Raw genomic sequence first — 17,645 nt, 5'->3', positions numbered from 1 at the left:
AAAGAGTGGTGCAGTGAGCGAAACACCTATTCTTGAACTCAAAAATATCTCCAAAAACTTCCGCACCATCCAGGCCCTCGATCATGTCGATTTCGACCTGCGGGAAGGCGAAGTGCACGCCCTGGTCGGCGAAAACGGCGCGGGCAAAAGCACTCTGATGCGCATCCTCGCGGGCATCTACACCGACTATGAGGGAACCTATACCCTCGACGGCAAGGAGATCCACCTCCACACGCCGGGGGCGGCGCTCGAACACGGGATCGGCATGATTCACCAGGAGCTGAGCACGATTCCGCCGCTGTCTGTGGCGGAAAACCTGTTCCTGGGCCGCCAGCCGGTCACCCGTCTGGGCGCAATTGACTGGGGAAAAATGCGCCGCGTCGCGCAGGAACAGCTTCATACGCTGGGCTTCGACCTCGACCCCTCGCTGCCGCTGGAACTGTACTCGCTGGGCACACAGCAGGTCGTGGAAGTGCTGCGTACGATCATGTCTGGCGCGCGCGTGCTGATCATGGACGAACCGACCTCGGCGCTGTCGCCTGCCGAAGTCGAGCAGTTGATGGGGCTGGTCGATACGCTGCGCCAGCAGAAACGCAGCATCATTTACATCTCGCACTTCCTCGAAGAAGTGCTGCGCGTCGCGGACCGGATTACCGTGCTGCGCAACGGCAGTAAGATCGCCACGCTGGAACGCAAAGACGCCTCGATGGACAAGCTGATCTCGCTGATCCTGGGGCGCGAGGTCGGGCAGATTCTGCATACGCCCGACAGCATCAGCCAGCCGACGGAACACCTGCTCCAAGTGCAGGATCTGAACGCTGACGTGTTCACCAACATCGACCTGTCGGTGGGCAAGGGCGAAATCGTGGGCCTCTACGGGGCCATCGGCGCGGGCCACTTCGACCTGGCGCGCGCGCTGTTCGGGCTGTACAAGTTCGACAGCGGCACGATCACACTGGCAGGCAAACCATTCCCACGCAATCACTCGGCACGCTACGCGATCCGCAATGGGCTGGCTTATGCGACGGAATCCCGGCGCAAGAGCCTGCTGCTGGAGCCGATCTATCGCAACGTCACCATGCCGCACCTGGAGCGCATCGGGCGGGTGATCCCGCAGCGGAGGCAGGAGCTTGCCGCCGCCGTGCCCGCGCTCAAAAAGGTGAACGTACAGCCGCCCGATCCGGTCAACCCGGTTGGCAAACTGAGCGGCGGCAACCAGCAAAAAGTCGCCATCGCGCGCTGGCTGCCCTTCCCGCCCAAAGTGTTCATTATGAGCGAGCCGACACGCGGGATGGACGTTGGGGCAAAAAGCGAAGTGATGTCCATTCTGCGCCAGTTCCGCGACGAAGGGTATGGGGTGCTGGTCGTCTCGTCGGAGCCGGAAACGATCCTGGCGGTCACGGATCGGGTCGTCGTGATGTCGCACGGAAAAATCGTCGCGCGGATGGAAAACCGCAACCTGGATAAAGATACTTTGATGAGGTTACTATGAACACTGCAACCAGTCCGACAAAAGTCTCACTGCTGGATCGCTTAAAGGCGTTTTCAGGATCGTCCGTATGGATGCGGCGTTTTACGGCGCTGGCCCAGGTCTGGACGCTGATCGCGCTGTTTGTGTTTTTCGGCCTCGCGTCCGACAGCTTCATGCGTGCGGTCAATCTGCGCAACATTCTGATCCAGGTGTCTACGCTGGGCGTGTTCGCCAGCGGCATGACATTCGTGCTGCTTTTGGGTGAAATCGACCTGAGCATCGCGGCGCTCGCGGCGCTGTCCGCCATGATCTCGGCGCATCTGTTCGCCAACCTGGACTACCAGGAGCCGATCCCGATGCTGGCCGGAGTGGGCGCGGCCACCATCGCCGGACTGATCAGCGGCCTCACCAGCGCGCGGTTCCGCATTCCGACGTTTATGACCACACTCGCCATGCAGTTGATCGCATCCGGGCTGGTGACGTACATCAGCAAGGGCCGCGTGATCACCAGCGTGTCCGAGTGGTCGGCGTACCTGGGCAGCCACCGCATCGGCGGCAAGGACGGCCTGCCGGTGATCGTGCTGGTAGCGCTGGCGTGTCTCGCGGTCGGGTATTTCATCCTGAGGTATACACGCTTCGGGCGCTACGTCTACATGACTGGCGCCAGCAAACCCGCGGCGCGGCTGGCCGGGGTAAACACCTCGATGGTGCTGGTCGTGGTGATGACCATTTCCGGCTTCTTCGCGGGACTGGCGGGCATCGTGAGCATGGGCCGTCTGCACAGCGCCCAACCGGACGCGACCGAGAGCTTCCTGATGGACACCATCGGCGGCGTCGTCCTGGGCGGTACGTCACTGATGGGCGGGCGCGGCGGCATGCTGCAAACGCTGATCGGCCTGCTGATTTACGGCACGCTGCGCAACGGCCTGGACAACATCCCCAGCATCGACATTTACCTCAAAGAGTTCATCACCGGGGCGGTGCTGCTGGGCGCGCTGATGGTCAACACGGTCTTCGCGGGCCGCGCCGAGCGCGATAAGACGATCTAAAGCATACTTACTGACGTGGGGGCGCCTCCAACCGCCCCCACGATCACGGGATGGGCCACTTATTGTTTTGACCCGCGACCTCGCCGCGTTGATCGGAGGGGTCGCCCTATCGTTTAAGGAGCTGTTGTAAGGTGATGAACGACGAGATTTCACCGAATTACCACCCGTTTGATTCCGCCACAATCCTCGACTACGTCAAGCAGCGGCCCGAACTGAGCACCGTCTTCCGCGCGGACGACGAGCTGATCGCCGACGAAGTGGGCGATGGCAACCTGAACCTCGTGTTCAAGGTGTGGGCCAAAGCCGATCCTGAGCGCACGGTCATCATCAAGCAGGCGCTGCCCTATCTGCGGCTGGTGGGCGGCGACTGGCCGCTGCCCGTGGACCGCGCGCGCATCGAAGCGGAAGCGCTCAAGGTCGAGTACGACCTCGTGCCGGAGCATACGCCGAAAGTGTACTTCTACGACGCCGAGATGTACCTCTTCGCCATGCAAAATCTGAATCACCACGTCATCATGCGCAAGGGACTGAGCGAGGGCATCAAGTACCCGCACTTCGCGGAGCACATCGGGCTGTTCCTGGCGAAGACGCTCGGCATGACCTCCGATCTGGTGCTGGATTACCGCACCAAGAAGGAAATGGTCAAACGCTTCATCAACCCCGAGCTGTGCAAGATCACAGAAGACCTCGTCTTCACCGAGCCGTACCGCAAGACTGAGCGCAACGCCTATCACGCCGAACTCGAACCGCAGGTGCTCGCGCTGCAAGCGGACGAGGCGCTGCGCGTCGAAGTGGCGAAGATGAAAGAGAAGTTCATGACGCAGGCGCAGGCGCTGGTGCACGGTGACCTGCACACCGGCTCGATCATGATCAACCAGCAGGAAACGTATGTGATCGATCCCGAATTCGCCTTCTACGGGCCGATGGGCTTCGACCTGGGCGCGGTGATCGGCAACCTGCTGCTGAACTACGCCGCGCACGAGGTCCGCACGCCGGATCCCGACGCCCGCGCCGACTTCCGCGCCTACCTGACCGGCACGATCATCGACCTGTGGCACGTGTTCACGCGCGAATTCCAGCGCCACGTGTGGGATCAGGTCGATCCGATCAACATGCCGCAGGGCTACCAGGAAGACTATATGCTGCGGCTGCTGCACGACGCCGCCGGGCTGGGCGCATGCAAGATGATGCGCCGCGTGATCGGACTGGCGGGCGTGGCGGACATTCGCGGCATCGAGGACGTGCACGACCGCACGGTGGCGGCCAGCCTCGCACTGAACATCGGGCAGGCGCTGATCTTCGAGCGCGAAAGCCTGCGCACCATCGAGGACCTCGTGGAAGTGGCGACGGCGTGCGAGCCGGTCGTCCCCTGGCCCGCAGCAAAGGCGTAATAACCGCATGAACGTACACGGCAAGCATTACCGCACGATCTGGCTCAAAGAAGACGACCCGCGCGTGGTGCAGATCATCGACCAGTCGATCCTGCCGTTCAAGTTCGAAGTCCTCGACCTGACCACGGTCGATGAAGTGGCGCATGCCATCAAAGCCATGATCGTGCGCGGCGCGGGCCTGATCGGCGCGACGGCGGGCTATGGCATGTACATCGCGGCGCTCAATGCCCCGCGCGACAGCCGCGAGGCGTTCCTGGTCTCGCTGCGCGCGGCGGGCGAACAGCTCAAGGCCACGCGGCCCACGGCGATCAACCTCGCGTGGGCTGTAGAGCGCACGCTGGCCGCCGTCGAAGGCGTACAGGGCATCGAAGCGATGATCGACATCGCGCAGCAAACGGCGACCGCCATCGCGGACGAGGACGCCGACTACTGCCGCCGCATCGGGGAGCACGGCGTCAGCCTGATCGAAGAGATCAGCAAGCGCAAGGGCGGCAAGCCGGTCAACGTGCTGACGCACTGCAACGCGGGCTGGCTGGCCTTCGTGGACTATGGCACGGCGACCGCGCCGATCTATGCGGCGCACGACAAGGGCATCCCGGTGCACGTGTGGGTAGACGAAACGCGCCCGCGCAACCAGGGCGCGCGCCTGACGGCATGGGAACTGGGGCAGCACGGCGTGCCGTTCGACATCATCGCGGACAACGTCGGCGGCCACCTGATGCAGCACGGGCTGGTCGATCTGGTCATCACCGGCACGGATCGCACGACCTATACGGGCGACGTGGCTAACAAGATCGGCACGTATCTCAAGGCCCTGGCCGCGAACGACAACGGCGTGCCGTTTTACGTCGCGCTGCCGTCCTCGACCTTCGACTGGGAAACGCGCGACGGCGTGCACGGCACCCCGATCGAGGAGCGCGACGCGACCGAGGTGATCTACATGGACGGCGTACACGACGGCGAGGTCGTCACGGTGCGCATCACGCCGGAAGGGGCCACGGCCAAAAACTACGGCTTCGACGTGACGCCCGCGCGGCTCGTGACGGGCCTGATCACCGAGCGCGGCATCTGCGCGGCGACTGAAGAGGGCGTGTTCGGGCTGTACCCAGAAAAGCGGAAATAGGGCCATTTTGCGGATGGCGCGACGCGGGTTTGTCTTTGAACGCGGACATCTAAAGGCAAAAAGGGTGGGTTTGAAACCCGCACCTACAGAATCCGCTGTTTGCGATATTCGCGTTGTTCATAGAGTCGCTGTTGTAGGGGCAGGTTTGTAACCTGCCCTGCCTCTTCTTCTTCCCAAAAGGGGGCTACTCATGACCAGCACCCAACGTATCCTCGTCACCGGCGCGACGGGCAAGGTCGGGCAAACGGCCATCCGCCGCCTGCTGGACGATCCGGCCTACGAGCGCTTCACCGTGCGCGCCCTGTGCCATAACCGCACGCTGCCCGCAGAGGACCGCCTCGAAGTCGTGCGCGGCTCCATCGCGGATCGCGCCGTGGTCGATCTCGCCATGCAGGACGTGACGCACGTGCTGCACCTCGCCACGAGCAAGGAAACGCCCGACACGATTATGGACGTGGCGATCAAGGGGCTGTTCTGGCTGCTGGAAGCGGCCCGCACCAGCCCGAGCTTCGAGCAGTTCATCCTGATCGGCGGCGACGCGGCGGTGGGCCACTTCGTCTACGCGCATCCCGGCCCGGTCACGGAGGCGCAGCCGCACACGCCCTATCCCGGCTGTTACGCGCTGTCGAAGGTGCTCGAAGAGGTCATGCTGGAGCAGTATTACACGCAGGTCGACCTTAACGGCTGCTGCCTGCGCGCGCCGTGGATCATGGAAAAAGACGACTTCAAATACCAACTGTCGTTCGGGGAAGACGTGTTCGGCGGTCCGCGCTGGTGCGACCTCGTCGGGCCGGAGCGCGCCGCCGAGTACGTGCGCACCGGCACGATCCCCGTCATGCTCGATCCCGATGGGCAGCCCGTGCTGCGCAACTTCGTGCACGTCGAGGATCTGGTCAACGCGATCCTGATCGCCATCGACCATCCCGCCGCGCGCCAGCAGACGTTCAACATCTGCATGGACGAGCCGGTCAACTACCGCGCCGTGGCGGACTACCTCGCGCAGACGCGGGACGTGCCCTCGGTGGATATCGTCACGCCCTATCATTCCAACTGGCTCGATAACACGAAGGCCAAATTTCTGCTCGGCTGGCGGCCCGTTTACGACCTGCCGCGCCTGATCGACGCCGCGTGGGACTATCAGCGCGCGCCGGACGATCCGCGCGTGATCTGGTATCCCGGTTAATCCCCTCGTTCGATACATTCACGGGCCGGAACACACAACAGTGCTCCGGCCCGATTTGATTCTGCGGCAGGCTTCCAGCTCATTCCGGCACGGTGGTTCAAAACCGGTTGAATGGTATTGACATTCGGATCGAATCTGTTGTATTCTGATTTCGGGATCGCTCCCGGGAACGATCCCGAAAATTGATTAGCCCGTTTCCCGGTGTTCTGGTTGCAACTAGCTTTTGTGAGAATTTAGACATGACCCTTGATCTCGAAGATATCGCCCGGCTGGCCGGGGTGTCCCGTTCCACCGTCTCGCGCGTGCTCAACAACCGTCCGGATGTCAAAGAAAGCACCCGGCAGCGCGTGCTCAAGATCATCGAGCAGCACAACTACCACCCCAACAACCTCGCCCGCGCACTGGTCACGCAGCGCACCCGCATCCTGAGCCTGGTCATCCCGCAACCCATCGTGGACGTCTTCACCGAGCCGTACAACCCGATCGTGATCCAGGGTGTGACGGTGGAGGCCAGCCAGTCCGATTACGCGGTCATGCTGTGGATGGGGTCCAGCACCGAGGAAGAACAGCGCTTCTGCGACCGCATCTTGAGCAACGACCAGTTCGACGGGCTGATCATGATCTCGTCCCTGGCCGACGACCCGATCGTCAAGCGGCTGGCGCAGGCGCATTTCCCGTTCCTGCTGCTCGGCCCGCCCCCGGTGGAAGGCATCAACTTCATCAACACCGACAACTTCGGCGGCGCGCGTGAAGCCGTGCTGCATCTGATCGACCTCGACTGGCAGCGCATCGGCATGATCACCGGCCCTGAGACGCTGCTGGCCGCGCGCGATCGTCTGGCGGGCTACTACGACGCGATGCAGGCCGCTGGCCGCCTCATCGATCCGGCGCTGGTGGTGGAGGGCGGCTACGGTGAAGCGGCGGGGTATCAGGCTATGCTCACCCTGATCGACCGTGGCGCTGACGCGGTATTCGTCTCCAGCGACGTGATGGCGCTGGGCGCGCTGCGCGCCGCGCAGGACAGCGGGCGGCGCGTGCCGGACGATCTCGGCATCGTCGGCTTCGACGACATCCCCTCGGCGGCGACTTCCAGCCCGGCGCTGACCACCGTGCACCAGCCGATTCAAGACCTGGGCGGCGTCGCCACCCGTACCCTGATCAACATCCTCGATGGCAGCCTGGAAGAACCTCACCAGGAAATTCTGCCCACTGAGCTTATCGTTCGTGAAACCTGTGGTGCTTCAAGGAAAGGAAGTCAGCACTAGCGGTTAAAAAGTGACGTACGTCTCACCTTTCACGGAACTAGATTAATGGCTACGACAACTATAGGAGAACACTGCATGAAAACCTTCCGCTCCATTGTCATTTTGCTCGTCGTGCTCGCGCTGGGCGCTGCCGCCCTGCCCGCGATGGGCCAGTCCGACAGTCCGATCACGCTGCCCGACCAGATCGCCGAAGGGCGCGACGTGACCATCGGCGTGACGGCCTGCATCGGCGACGATCAGACCGACGTGCGCGCGCAGTGGGACGAGCAGATCGCCCGCTTCGAGGCGCTCTATCCCAACGTCACGGTTGAAACCCTGATCTACTGCTTCGGCGCGGAAAGCTTCCCCGCGCTGGTCGCCGGTGGCGAACTGCCGACGCTGTTCGGCGTGCCGCTGACCGAACCGGGCAAGCTGATCAGCCAGGGCATCGTGCAAGACCTGACGCCCTACTTCGAGCAGTACGGCCTGACCGACATCTTCAGCCCGTCCGTCCTGGGCGTCGTGAGCGACGCGGACGGCAACATCTACGGCATCCCGAACAGCGCCTACGCGCAGGGCATCGCCTACAACGTCCAGTGGCTGCAGGACGCCGGTTACGATCACGCGCCGCAGACCTGGGCCGAGCTGGCCGAAATGGCCGACGCGCTGGCCGATCAGGACAACCTGAAGGCCGGGTTCGCCATGAATATGTCCGGTGGCGGCGGCGGCTGGCACTTCACCAACATCGCCTACGGCTTCGGCGCTGACATCATCGTCCAGAACGAAGACGGCACCTACACCGCGACCTTCGGCGAAGGCCCGGCGGTGGACGCGATGCAGTTCGTGTATGACCTGCGCTGGACGTACGACGTGCTGCCTTACGACCTGAGCATCAACCCCATCCTGGAACTGGTTGCCGACAACACCGCGATGGCGATGAACCCCGGCGACGGCCTGGGCTGGGTCAACCTGAACATGCCCGAAGTCGACCTGAGCAAGTACGCCTACGCACCCGTTCCGGCGGGCCCCGACGGTGTGCGCCGCTCGCTGACCGGTGGTGAAGCGTACTTCATCAACGCGACCGCCGACGCCGACCAGACCGAAGCCGCCATCGTGTTCCACCTGTGGCGCAAGTTCAGCAGCGACGAACTGGCCGCCGAGCGCGCGATCTTCAACTCGACCCAGGCGGGCCAGGGCGCGCCCGTGCTCAACCTGTACGTGGGCGACTTCGCCGCACAGGTTGCCGCGATTGACGCGGACTTCGTCACCATGCCGGTCGAGAACTACGCCGCGTTCAACGACGCGATCGCCGCTGGCGAAGTCGAACTGGTCCCCGAGCCGATTGTGGCCGCCCAGGACTTCTACACCGCCATCAGCGAAGTGCTGACGACCGTGCTGACCGACGAAAACGCCGACGTGCCGCAGCTCATGGCCGATGCCGCCGCGTCCTTCCAGACCGGTATCCTCGACCAGCTCGCGCCCGCCGAGTAATCGCTCGACCAATCTCGTACGACTTCAATGCTGGTGTGGGGCGGTGTCCGGCTGGGCGCCGCCCCCACCATCCCAACCGACTCAATGAACAACCGTCTTAGTTTTCAGTGGTCGGCGGCCCACGGCGGGACCGCTCCGGCGGGAACTGCCTGCCTTCTGCCGCCAACCGCTCAGGCTTGCAAGGTGAGGATCTCGCGGTGAATGTTGCGCTGAATTCCAAAAATGCCACCGCTGCGCGGCGATTCCGGTTCCGTATTGGCGAGGATCAAGTCACGGCCTACCTGTTTCTGTTCCCGGCGCTGATCCTCTTCGCCCTGTTCGCGTGGTATCCCATCGCCAGCAGCGTGATCCTCAGCTTCCAAAACGTGGGCCTGCACGAGCTGCACCAGGGCGGCGCGGAGTGGATCGGGCTGCGCAACTACGAGCGCATGGTGGCCGATCCCGTGTTTAAGGCCGCGTGGCGCAACAGCTTCGAGTTCGCCGGGCTGAGCGTGATGATCGGCTTTTTCATCCCGATCCTGGTGGCGATTCTGGTCAACGAGATGCGGTTGGCGAAAGGCTTCTTCCGGCTGGTGTATTTTCTGCCCAACGTGATCCCGGGCGTGATCGCGCTGCTGGTCTGGCAGCAGATTTACCGCGTGCCGAACGGCTTCTTGAACACGCTGCTGATGGAGCTGGGCTTTCACTTCCAGCGCTGGATTCAAGACCCCGCACAGGTCAAGCCGTCGATGATCGCGGTCATGACGTGGGGCGGCTTTGGCTCGACGATGCTGCTGTACCTCGCCGCGCTGCAAGACGTGCCCACCGAGCTGTACGAAGCCGCCGAGATCGACGGGGCCAGCCCGGTGGACCGCATCCGCAGCATCACGCTGCCGCACCTCAAGCCCACCATGCTCACGCTGCTCATTTTGCAGATCATCGGCGTGGCGCAGGTCTTCATGGAGCCGTTCGTGCTGAAAAATTACCCCGGCCAGAGCGCCACGACGCCCGTCCTGACGCTCTACCGCAAAGCGTTCCTGAACTCCGAGTTCGGGCTGGCGTCGGCATGGAGCGTGCTGTTGATCGTGCTGCTGGCCGCGTTCTCCGCCATATACCTGCGCATTTCGCGGGTCATCGAAAGTGAGGCCTAGGCATGGCGCAGGTATCGCATAAACAAATGCGCCGCGCGCAGTCGTGGACCGGCGCGATCGTGGCCCTGCTGGCCGTCGCGGCACTGGCATGGTTCACCAACGTGCTGGCCGGATTCCTGGGGCGAGACGCCGCCGCCGGATTTGTGGCGCTGATGGGCTTCGTCTTCCTCACCTTCCCGCTGCCGCAGATCGTGCGCCGGGCCGTGTACGGCATGATCGGGCTGGCGCTGGCCGCACTGGTTTACGAAGTGTTGGGCGTGCCCGAACTGGTGCTCGGCGCGGCGCTGGCCGCCATCTTCGGCGTGCTGGATAAAACAAACGTGTGGGGTCCGCAGCGGACCGCGCTTCATCTCGCCGCGCTGGGGCTGATCTTCGCCCTGGGGTACGTCCTGGTGGGCGTACAGGCCGGGCTGCTGTTCGCCAGCATCGTGGCGCTGTTCTTCGCGGCGGCATTCAAACTGCCGGAGCGCATGGCGGAAGGCGTCTACGGTGCGCTGGGCGTGATCGTCGTCGCGGACGTGCTGTCGATCATCGGGCTGGAGATCGGCGTACCCGCGCTGGTGCTGCTGGCGCTGCTGCTGCTCTACCAACCGGATACCTCGACATGGACCGGGCGCATCATTTACGTCGCGGTGTTCGCGGCGCTGTTCGGGCTGGGGATCTGGCAGTTCGGCCCGGCGACGGGGCTGCTGCTGGGCGCGGCGACGAATATCGTGCTGATCTCCACGCCGTCGGAACACTCCGACCCGCGCCGCTCGCTGCTGTCGTGGGAGCGCGGCGTCTTTTCGCGGCTGGAGCTGCAAGCGTGGCAGGGCCGCCTGATGTACCGCCTGATCATGATCACGCTGCTGGTGCTGGCCGTGACGGTCGCCTTCCCCTTCGCCTACGCGTTCACCGCCGGACTGAAGGAAAGCAACGCGATCTACACGTCCGGGCTGAAGCTGTGGCCCAGCGAACCGCTGTGGGAAACCTATCAGGCCGCGTGGGAACGCTTCGACGTGCTGCGGCTGTTCAAAAACACGGTCGTGATCGTCGTTACCGGCATGATCTTCCAGATCGGCGTTTCGACGCTGGCCGCGTACAGCCTGTCGCGCCTGAAGCCGAAGGGCGGGCGTTACATCATGCTGGGCTTCCTGGTCACGCTGATGATTCCCAGCATCGCCTATATGGTCCCGCTGTACGTCACCGTGGCGCGCCTGCCGATCTTCCACGTCAGCCTGCTCGGCTCGTATTGGGGCATCTGGCTGCCGGGCAGCGTGAACGCGTTCCAGATCTTCGTGTTGAAGAATTTCTTCGACGCGCTGCCAAGCGAGCTGTTCGACGCGGCCAAAGTGGACGGCGCGAACGCGCTGCAAATTCTGCGCCACATCGCGCTGCCGCTGTCGCGCCCGATCCTGATCGTGCTGTCGATCCTGACCTTCGTGGGGATGTGGAAAGACTTCCTGTGGCCGTACCTGATCCTGCTGACCGAGCGCCAGCTTCAGCCGATCTCGGTCTACTTGTTCGAGGTCACGACCACGTCTACGATTCCGCTCAACGAGCAGATGGCGGGCTATTTCCTGGCAATGGTCCCGCCGCTGGTGATCGCCATTCTGCTCCAGCGTTATATGCGCCAGGGCCTATCGATGGGGGCCGTCAAAGGGTAACCTGAATGTCCGACCAATCATCACTCTCTCGCTCTGACGCTCGTTCCAATCGCCCGATCGTGCACCTGATGTGCCAGGCCCACCTCGATCCCGTGTGGATGTGGACCTGGGACGAAGGCATGCGCGAAGCGATCTCCACCTTCCACACCGCCGCCGTGCTGTTGGAAGACTTCCCGGAGTTCGTGTTCAATCACAACGAAAGCCTGCTCTATGAGTGGGTCGAAGAATACGATCCGCCGCTGTTCGAGCGCATCAAACAGCTCGTGCAGGCGGGCCGCTGGAACATCTGCGGCGGGTGGTATCTCCAGCCGGACTGCAACCTGCCGGGCGGCGAGACGCTCGCCCGCGTGATCCTGGAAGGCCGCCGCTACTTCGACGAGAAGTTCGGCGTGCGCCCGCCCGTGGCGTATAACTTCGACACGTTCGGGCATCCCAACGGGCTGCCGCAGTTGATGCGCCAGAGCGGATTCGCGCTGTACGTCCACTGCCGCCCGACCGCCTCGCAGATGGATCTGCCCGCCTCGCTCTACCGCTGGCGCGGCGCGGACGGCTCCGAGATCCTCGCGCTGCGGCCCGACGCGGGCTGGTACTGCACGCCGGGCGTCGGCATCGCGCAGACGCAGGCGCGGCAGGGCATCGAGATCGCGCGCAAGACGGGCCAGGACGTGCTCGTGCCGTGGGGATTGGGCGATCACGGCGGCGGACCCACCCGGCGCGATCTGGAAGCCTTCCGAGAGCTGTTCGCGGAGTTTGAAGACAGCGACATCGAGATCCGCCACAGCACGCCCGAAGCGTTCCTGAACCGGATGCAGCCGTACACCGAAGAACTGCCGGTCGTCGAGGGTGAGCTTCAGCGTACGCTGACTGGCTGTTATACCTCCGTCGCGCCGATCAAGCGCGAGATGCGCGCCAGCGAAGCGATGCTGGCTTCCGCCGAGCGTTGGGCCGCGATCGATTGGTGGCGCACGGGCGCGACGTATCCCGCCGAGGATCTGCGCGCGGCGTGGAAGCGCGTGCTGCTGAACACCTTCCACGATACGCTGTGCGGCTCGCTGCTGGAAGACGCCGTACCGGGCGTGATGGAGATGTTCGGCTACGCGCGGCACGTCGCGAGGCGGATCACGCTCAAGGGCCAGCACGCCATGCTGCCCAACGTGACGCCGCAGCCGAATACGATCCCGGTTTACGTGCTGAACCCGCACGGCGCGGCGATGAAATCCGCCGTGGGGCTGAACTTCCTCAGCGACTACTTCCCGCCTGCCGAGCGCAAAACCTTCGCGCTGTACGACGATACGGGCGCGCAGATCGCGCACCAGGAGATCGGCGGATCGACCGTCTTGCAGCAGGGCACGTGGCAGCCGTTCGTGGGCTTCGTGGCGGACGTGTCGCCGCTGGCCGCGCGCCGCTACGAAGTGCGCTTCGAGGGCACGCCCGCCCTCAGCGCCGGGCTGCTGGACGCCAGCGAGGATCTGGCCGGGATCACCGTCGAGACGGAGACGTGGATCGCGCGCTTCAACCGCGATACGGCAGCGCTGGCCTCGCTGGTCCACAAAGCGACCGGACACGAAGCGCTGCAAGGCCCGGTGCGTTTGTTCGCCAATCACGACGTGGCACATGCCTGGGGCGGCGAAAATCGCCCGACCTATAACGCGCCGTTCGCGCCGTTCGCCGCGCTGTCGCCGGAAGAAGTGGGCGACTTCGCGGGCGTGGAAGGGGAAACCGGCCCGGCGCTGCGCATCATCGCCCAGGGGCCGGTGTCCGTCACGGTCGAGGGGCTGGTGGGCTGGCAGCACTCGCGCGCCTCGATCCGCGTCACGCTCTACGCGGACCTGCCGCAGATCGACTTCGACGTGCGGCTGTATATGCAGGCGCGGCGCAAGATGATCAAGCTGCAAATACCGTTCGACCTGCCCGGCACGCGCGCGATCTGCGAAGTGCCGTACGGCAGCGCCGAACGCGCCACCGATGCGACCGAGTGGCCCTACAGCCGCTGGCTGCGCCTCGAATCGCCCGCACTGACGGTCGGCGTGGCGAACAACGGGCAGAACGGCTTCGACGTTTCCGACGCGGGCGTGCTGAACCTCAGCCTGAGCCGGGGCGCGACGCACTGCAGTTGGGAAGGCGATCCCGGCGGTCCGGCCATCGACACTGGCAAGCCGTACACGTACATGGACCAGGGCCAGATCGACACGCGCTTCCGCCTGATCGCGGACGGATCGGCGGAGACGCTGGCGGCGGCGCTGATTCCGGCGGCGCTGGAACTGAACCAGCCGCTGGAACGCTTCTACACCTTCTACCCGCCAACACTGCCCGCGACGGCGCCCGCGCAGCCGGTCCCGTTCCTGGCGGTCGAACCGGCGACGGTTGCGATCGGCGCGCTGAAGAAGGCGGAGACGGAAGAAGCGTTGATCGTGCGGTTAGCGGAATCCACCGGGCAGCATGTGACGGCGCGCGTCAGCCTGGACGGTGGCCCAGTGCAGGAAATCGCCTTCGGCCCGCACGAGATCAAGAACTTCAAGATCGCGCGCCACAACGGAGACGTGCAATGGAAGCCGTGCAATCTGATCGAAGAATAGCGCCCGACGTGGTCGAGTCCCTGTGGCTCGACCACCCCACGCCGGATTTCGATGAGTTCCGCCGCGTGATGACCGGCGAGCAAACACCGCGCCGCGTGCATCTGGCCGAAGCCAGCATGGACGGTGAGATCATGCAGGCCATCACCGAAAGCGCGGGCGAAACGTGGCAAAGCCTGGGCGGGGGGTTCGAAATGACCCCGCCCGAACCCTACTACGCGCAGGTCGTGCGAGTGTACTACCACCTGGGCTACGACTGCGCGCCGGTCTGGGCGACGTGGCCGGGCCACCCCTCGCCGCACCACCGCGTCACCGACAATACGGCGGAAATGGCCGCTGACGACCGGCACTGGGTCGAGGAGGGCTTCGGGCTGATCCGGTCGTGGAAGGACTTCGAGGCGTTCCCGTGGGACGCGCTGCAGCCCGATCCGCGCCCGGTCGAGTACGCGGCGAAGCACCTGCCGCCCGGCATGAAGCTGACGGTCAATACCACGTTCTTCGAGCACGTCTTCGAAAACCTGCTCGGCTTCGAGGGGCTGGCATACATGCTCTACGACGAGCCGGAACTGGTACGCGCCGTGTTCCAGCGCTGGGGCGAAAAGGTGCTGAGCTACTATCAGGCCGTGATCGGGCACGAGGCGGTCGGCGCGATCTTCCACGCCGACGACATGGGCTTCAAAACCTCGACGCTCATCGCCGCCAGCACCCTGCGCGAGCTGGTGCTGCCGTGGCACAAGCGCTACGCGGCACTGGCACACGAGCACGGCAAGCTGTTTTTCATCCACAGTTGCGGCAACCTGTTCAAAAGTGGTGTCATCGACGACCTGATCGATGACGTGCGCATCGACGCTTACCACTCGTTCCAGGACCTGATCCTACCCGTGGCGGACTTCAAGGCGCGCTACGGGCGCCGCGTTGGGACATTGGGCGGCGTGGACATGGACAAGCTGGTCACCCTGCCGGAAGACGCGCTGCGGCCTTATCTGCGCGGCATCCTCGATGCGTGCGTGCCCGGCGGGCGTTTTGCGATGGGCACGGGCAATACCGTCGCCAACTACATCCCGGTGGAGCATTTTGCCGTATTGATCGACGAGTGCCGCCGCTGGGCGCCCCACACGAACCGGTAAACAGGGTAAAATAATGAGGCCCGGTCCTCTACCGCAGTATACAAACAATTTTCGGAGGGGCGCGGCACAGCGACCCCTTTATTTTTCTTGAAGGACGGAGAGTCTTATATGTCCGAAGTACAGCTTGCGGGCAAGCGGCTCTGGGTCGGAGACACCTCGCGGGCGCTCATCAGCGGCGAGATGCACTACTGGCGTCTCAGTCCGACCGCATGGGGAAGCTGTCTCCGCCGGATGCGTAAGCTCGGCCTCGATATCGTCAGCACGTATGTCCCGTGGGAAGTCCACGAACAGTGCCGGGGAGACTTCGATTTCAACGGCATGCCGGACGCCCGGCGCAACGTAGCCCGCTTTTTGGAGCTGGCCGCCCGCATGAACTTCTGGGTGATCGTGCGGCCCGGCCCCTATATTTACGCGGAGTGGGCCAACCAGGGCGTGCCCGACCGCGTGACGGGCCTGCACCGGTTGCATCCCAAGTTCCTCGCAGCGGCGGAAGTGTGGCTGGCCGCTGTGGCGGAATTCATGCAGCCGTACCTCGCCACCAACGGCGGGCCGGTCGTGCTGTGGCAGGCGGACAACGAGCCGGATGCATGGCCGCGCTTCTACGAGGATCAGTTGGGGCTGGCCGATAAACCGGGTGTCTTCCACGACTTTCTGCGCGACCACTACGAGGGCGACATCGAACGCCTGAACGCCGCGTGGGAAAGCGCCCTGCCCGACTTCGACGCGGCGCGCGCGGTGCGGCGTCCCCTGCTGACGCAGCACGGGTATATCAACCGCTACCTCGACACGCGCCGCTTCCTGTACGACTACACCACGCGGATCGGGCAGTGGACGGCGGACACGGTGCGCGGGTTGGGCATCGACGTGCCGCTGACGATCAACACGTACCCGTGGCAGGGCATGCAGAACTGGCGCGCGCTCGAAGCGACGGGCGACCTTGCCGGGCCGGACTACTATGCGGTCAACGAGTTCCGGCGCGATACGTGGGAGCACCAGGAATTTATGCACCTGATGCGCTACACCCGCACCTATTCCGCGCTGCCGTTCAGCCCGGAATTTCAGGCGGGGATCTGGCACGGCGCGCACTACCACCACGGGGCGCTGACGCCACGCCACCACCGCTTCATGGCGCTGTCCGCGATGATGGCCGGGATCGCGGGCTGGAACTGGTACATGATCGTGAACCGCGACAACTGGATGATGGCCCCCATCAACGAATGGGGCCACACGCGGCCCGAACTGTTCGACACCATGCAGGACATCGTGGCGCTGTACCGCGAGATCGATCCGCCCACGCTGGAAAAACTGACCGACACGTCCATTGCGTTCGATATCCTGGATCGCTCGTCGGAGATCGGCGGGTTCAACGATGGCGTACTGAGCGCCGTCTACCATGCCGGGGTCGATTACGAGTGTTACGACCTGGCGACCGGGACCATCGCCAAACCGCTGATGTTCTATTCCGGCGGGGAGTGGCTGTCGGCAGAGGCGCAGTCGCGGCTGCTGGATTACGTCGAAGACGGCGGGCATCTGGTGTTCTTCCAGAAGCTGCCGGTGATGGACGAGACGCTCAAGCCGCTGAACAGACTCAACCTGTGCCAGCCGGACGGCGTGCTGGACGGCGGCGACGTGATCCTGCGGCTGGGGCGCGAGTCGGCCAGCGTGAACACGGGGCCGATCTTCCACTACGCCAGCGTGCCGGGGCAGGCGATCCGCGTGACACGCCGCCGCGCGCCGGACGAGCACGCCGACGAAAGCGCGATCCACTTCAAGCTGATGGGCGGCGCGACGTACACCGTGGGCTACCAGGAACGGCGCGGCCAGGGCACGATCACCGTGCTGGGCCTCGCGCCCGATCCGGCGGTGGTGCTGGCCGTGCACCGCTGGCTGGGCGTGCCGGTTTACGCCTACGCACGCTCGCCGGAAATCAGCACGGCGATCTTCCGCCGGGGCGACACGTTCATCGTGTTCGCCATCAACAACGGCGACACCGATCAGGACGCGCAGATCCAGCTTCATCCCCCGCTGTTCGAGTGGGGCAGTTATCATCTGCGCGAACTGGATGGGGATCTGCTGGGCACCTGCACGCTGCGGCAGACGGGGGCGTTCGTCGTGCGCGTGCACGGCAAAGACGGCAGCGTGATCGAGATCGTGCCCGCCGCGCGGTCGGGGATTTAGTCCCTGGCACGCGCGCCTGCGGATCATGATGTCTGGCAA

The 17,645-nt window shown here is 64.3% G+C and carries 12 protein-coding genes; all 12 read left to right on the top strand.

Annotation, left to right across the window (positions count from 1 at the left end):
* Window positions 1-13 precede the first annotated feature (13 nt).
* The 12 genes from V7116_RS07240 to V7116_RS07185 all read left to right on the top strand — a co-directional run bounded on the left by V7116_RS07240 (window position 14) and on the right by V7116_RS07185 (window position 17,606).
* On the top strand, window positions 14-1,492 hold the full coding sequence (locus V7116_RS07240) for a sugar ABC transporter ATP-binding protein (RefSeq protein WP_324391227.1): 1,479 nt from the start codon (window positions 14-16) through the stop codon (window positions 1,490-1,492).
* A 71-nt stretch (window positions 1,493-1,563) separates the two neighbouring features.
* Entirely contained in the window at window positions 1,564-2,520 is a 957-nt protein-coding gene (locus V7116_RS07235) for an ABC transporter permease (protein ID WP_324391226.1), read from the top strand.
* Window positions 2,521-2,654: 134 nt separating this feature from the next.
* Complete coding sequence (gene mtnK / locus V7116_RS07230) at window positions 2,655-3,911, top strand: S-methyl-5-thioribose kinase (protein ID WP_324391225.1); 1,257 nt, start codon at window positions 2,655-2,657, stop codon at window positions 3,909-3,911.
* A 7-nt stretch (window positions 3,912-3,918) separates the two neighbouring features.
* Window positions 3,919-5,034: an S-methyl-5-thioribose-1-phosphate isomerase gene (gene mtnA / locus V7116_RS07225; RefSeq protein ID WP_324391224.1), complete on the top strand. Its 1,116-nt coding sequence runs from the start codon at window positions 3,919-3,921 to the stop codon at window positions 5,032-5,034.
* A 190-nt stretch (window positions 5,035-5,224) separates the two neighbouring features.
* On the top strand, window positions 5,225-6,217 hold the full coding sequence (locus V7116_RS07220; RefSeq protein WP_324391223.1) for an NAD-dependent epimerase/dehydratase family protein: 993 nt from the start codon (window positions 5,225-5,227) through the stop codon (window positions 6,215-6,217).
* Window positions 6,218-6,456: 239 nt separating this feature from the next.
* Window positions 6,457-7,482 (top strand): LacI family DNA-binding transcriptional regulator, encoded by a 1,026-nt coding sequence (locus tag V7116_RS07215; RefSeq protein WP_324391222.1) that lies wholly within the window; start codon window positions 6,457-6,459, stop codon window positions 7,480-7,482.
* A 75-nt stretch (window positions 7,483-7,557) separates the two neighbouring features.
* Entirely contained in the window at window positions 7,558-8,952 is a 1,395-nt protein-coding gene (locus V7116_RS07210) for an extracellular solute-binding protein (RefSeq protein WP_324391221.1), read from the top strand.
* A gap of 197 nt (window positions 8,953-9,149) precedes the next feature.
* Window positions 9,150-10,082: a carbohydrate ABC transporter permease gene (locus V7116_RS07205; RefSeq protein ID WP_324391220.1), complete on the top strand. Its 933-nt coding sequence runs from the start codon at window positions 9,150-9,152 to the stop codon at window positions 10,080-10,082.
* Window positions 10,083-10,084: 2 nt separating this feature from the next.
* A complete protein-coding gene (locus tag V7116_RS07200; protein ID WP_324391219.1) occupies window positions 10,085-11,728 on the top strand; it encodes a carbohydrate ABC transporter permease in 1,644 nt (547 codons plus the stop codon).
* 5 nt (window positions 11,729-11,733) lie between these two features.
* Window positions 11,734-14,304, top strand: coding sequence for a glycoside hydrolase family 38 C-terminal domain-containing protein (locus V7116_RS07195; RefSeq protein ID WP_324391218.1), 2,571 nt, complete (start codon window positions 11,734-11,736; stop codon window positions 14,302-14,304).
* Window positions 14,274-15,428 (top strand): uroporphyrinogen decarboxylase family protein, encoded by a 1,155-nt coding sequence (locus V7116_RS07190; RefSeq protein WP_324391217.1) that lies wholly within the window; start codon window positions 14,274-14,276, stop codon window positions 15,426-15,428. Before V7116_RS07195 ends, V7116_RS07190 begins: the two co-directional genes overlap by 31 nt.
* Window positions 15,429-15,536: 108 nt before the next feature.
* Window positions 15,537-17,606: a beta-galactosidase gene (locus tag V7116_RS07185; RefSeq protein WP_324391216.1), complete on the top strand. Its 2,070-nt coding sequence runs from the start codon at window positions 15,537-15,539 to the stop codon at window positions 17,604-17,606.
* The last annotated feature ends 39 nt before the right edge of the window (window positions 17,607-17,645 follow it).

Source organism: Aggregatilinea sp., from assembly GCF_036822615.1.
Taxonomy (GTDB): Bacteria; Chloroflexota; Anaerolineae; order Aggregatilineales; family Aggregatilineaceae; genus Aggregatilinea.
Note: the sequence above shows the minus strand (reverse complement) of the source record. Positions and strands in the feature narration are given on the sequence as shown.

Bases quoted from the DNA above. Each gene is read 5' to 3' on its own strand.
- V7116_RS07200 (WP_324391219.1), top strand. From the start codon at position 10,085: ATGGCGCAGGTATCGCATAAACAAATGCGCCGCGCGCAGTCGTGGACC.
- V7116_RS07220 (WP_324391223.1), top strand. From the start codon at position 5,225: ATGACCAGCACCCAACGTATCCTCGTCACCGGCGCGACGGGCAAGGTC.
- V7116_RS07215 (WP_324391222.1), top strand. From the start codon at position 6,457: ATGACCCTTGATCTCGAAGATATCGCCCGGCTGGCCGGGGTGTCCCGT.
- V7116_RS07185 (WP_324391216.1), top strand. From the start codon at position 15,537: ATGTCCGAAGTACAGCTTGCGGGCAAGCGGCTCTGGGTCGGAGACACC.
- mtnK (WP_324391225.1), top strand. From the start codon at position 2,655: ATGAACGACGAGATTTCACCGAATTACCACCCGTTTGATTCCGCCACA.
- V7116_RS07190 (WP_324391217.1), top strand. From the start codon at position 14,274: ATGGAAGCCGTGCAATCTGATCGAAGAATAGCGCCCGACGTGGTCGAG.
- V7116_RS07195 (WP_324391218.1), top strand. From the start codon at position 11,734: ATGTCCGACCAATCATCACTCTCTCGCTCTGACGCTCGTTCCAATCGC.
- mtnA (WP_324391224.1), top strand. From the start codon at position 3,919: ATGAACGTACACGGCAAGCATTACCGCACGATCTGGCTCAAAGAAGAC.
- V7116_RS07235 (WP_324391226.1), top strand. From the start codon at position 1,564: ATGCGGCGTTTTACGGCGCTGGCCCAGGTCTGGACGCTGATCGCGCTG.
- V7116_RS07210 (WP_324391221.1), top strand. From the start codon at position 7,558: ATGAAAACCTTCCGCTCCATTGTCATTTTGCTCGTCGTGCTCGCGCTG.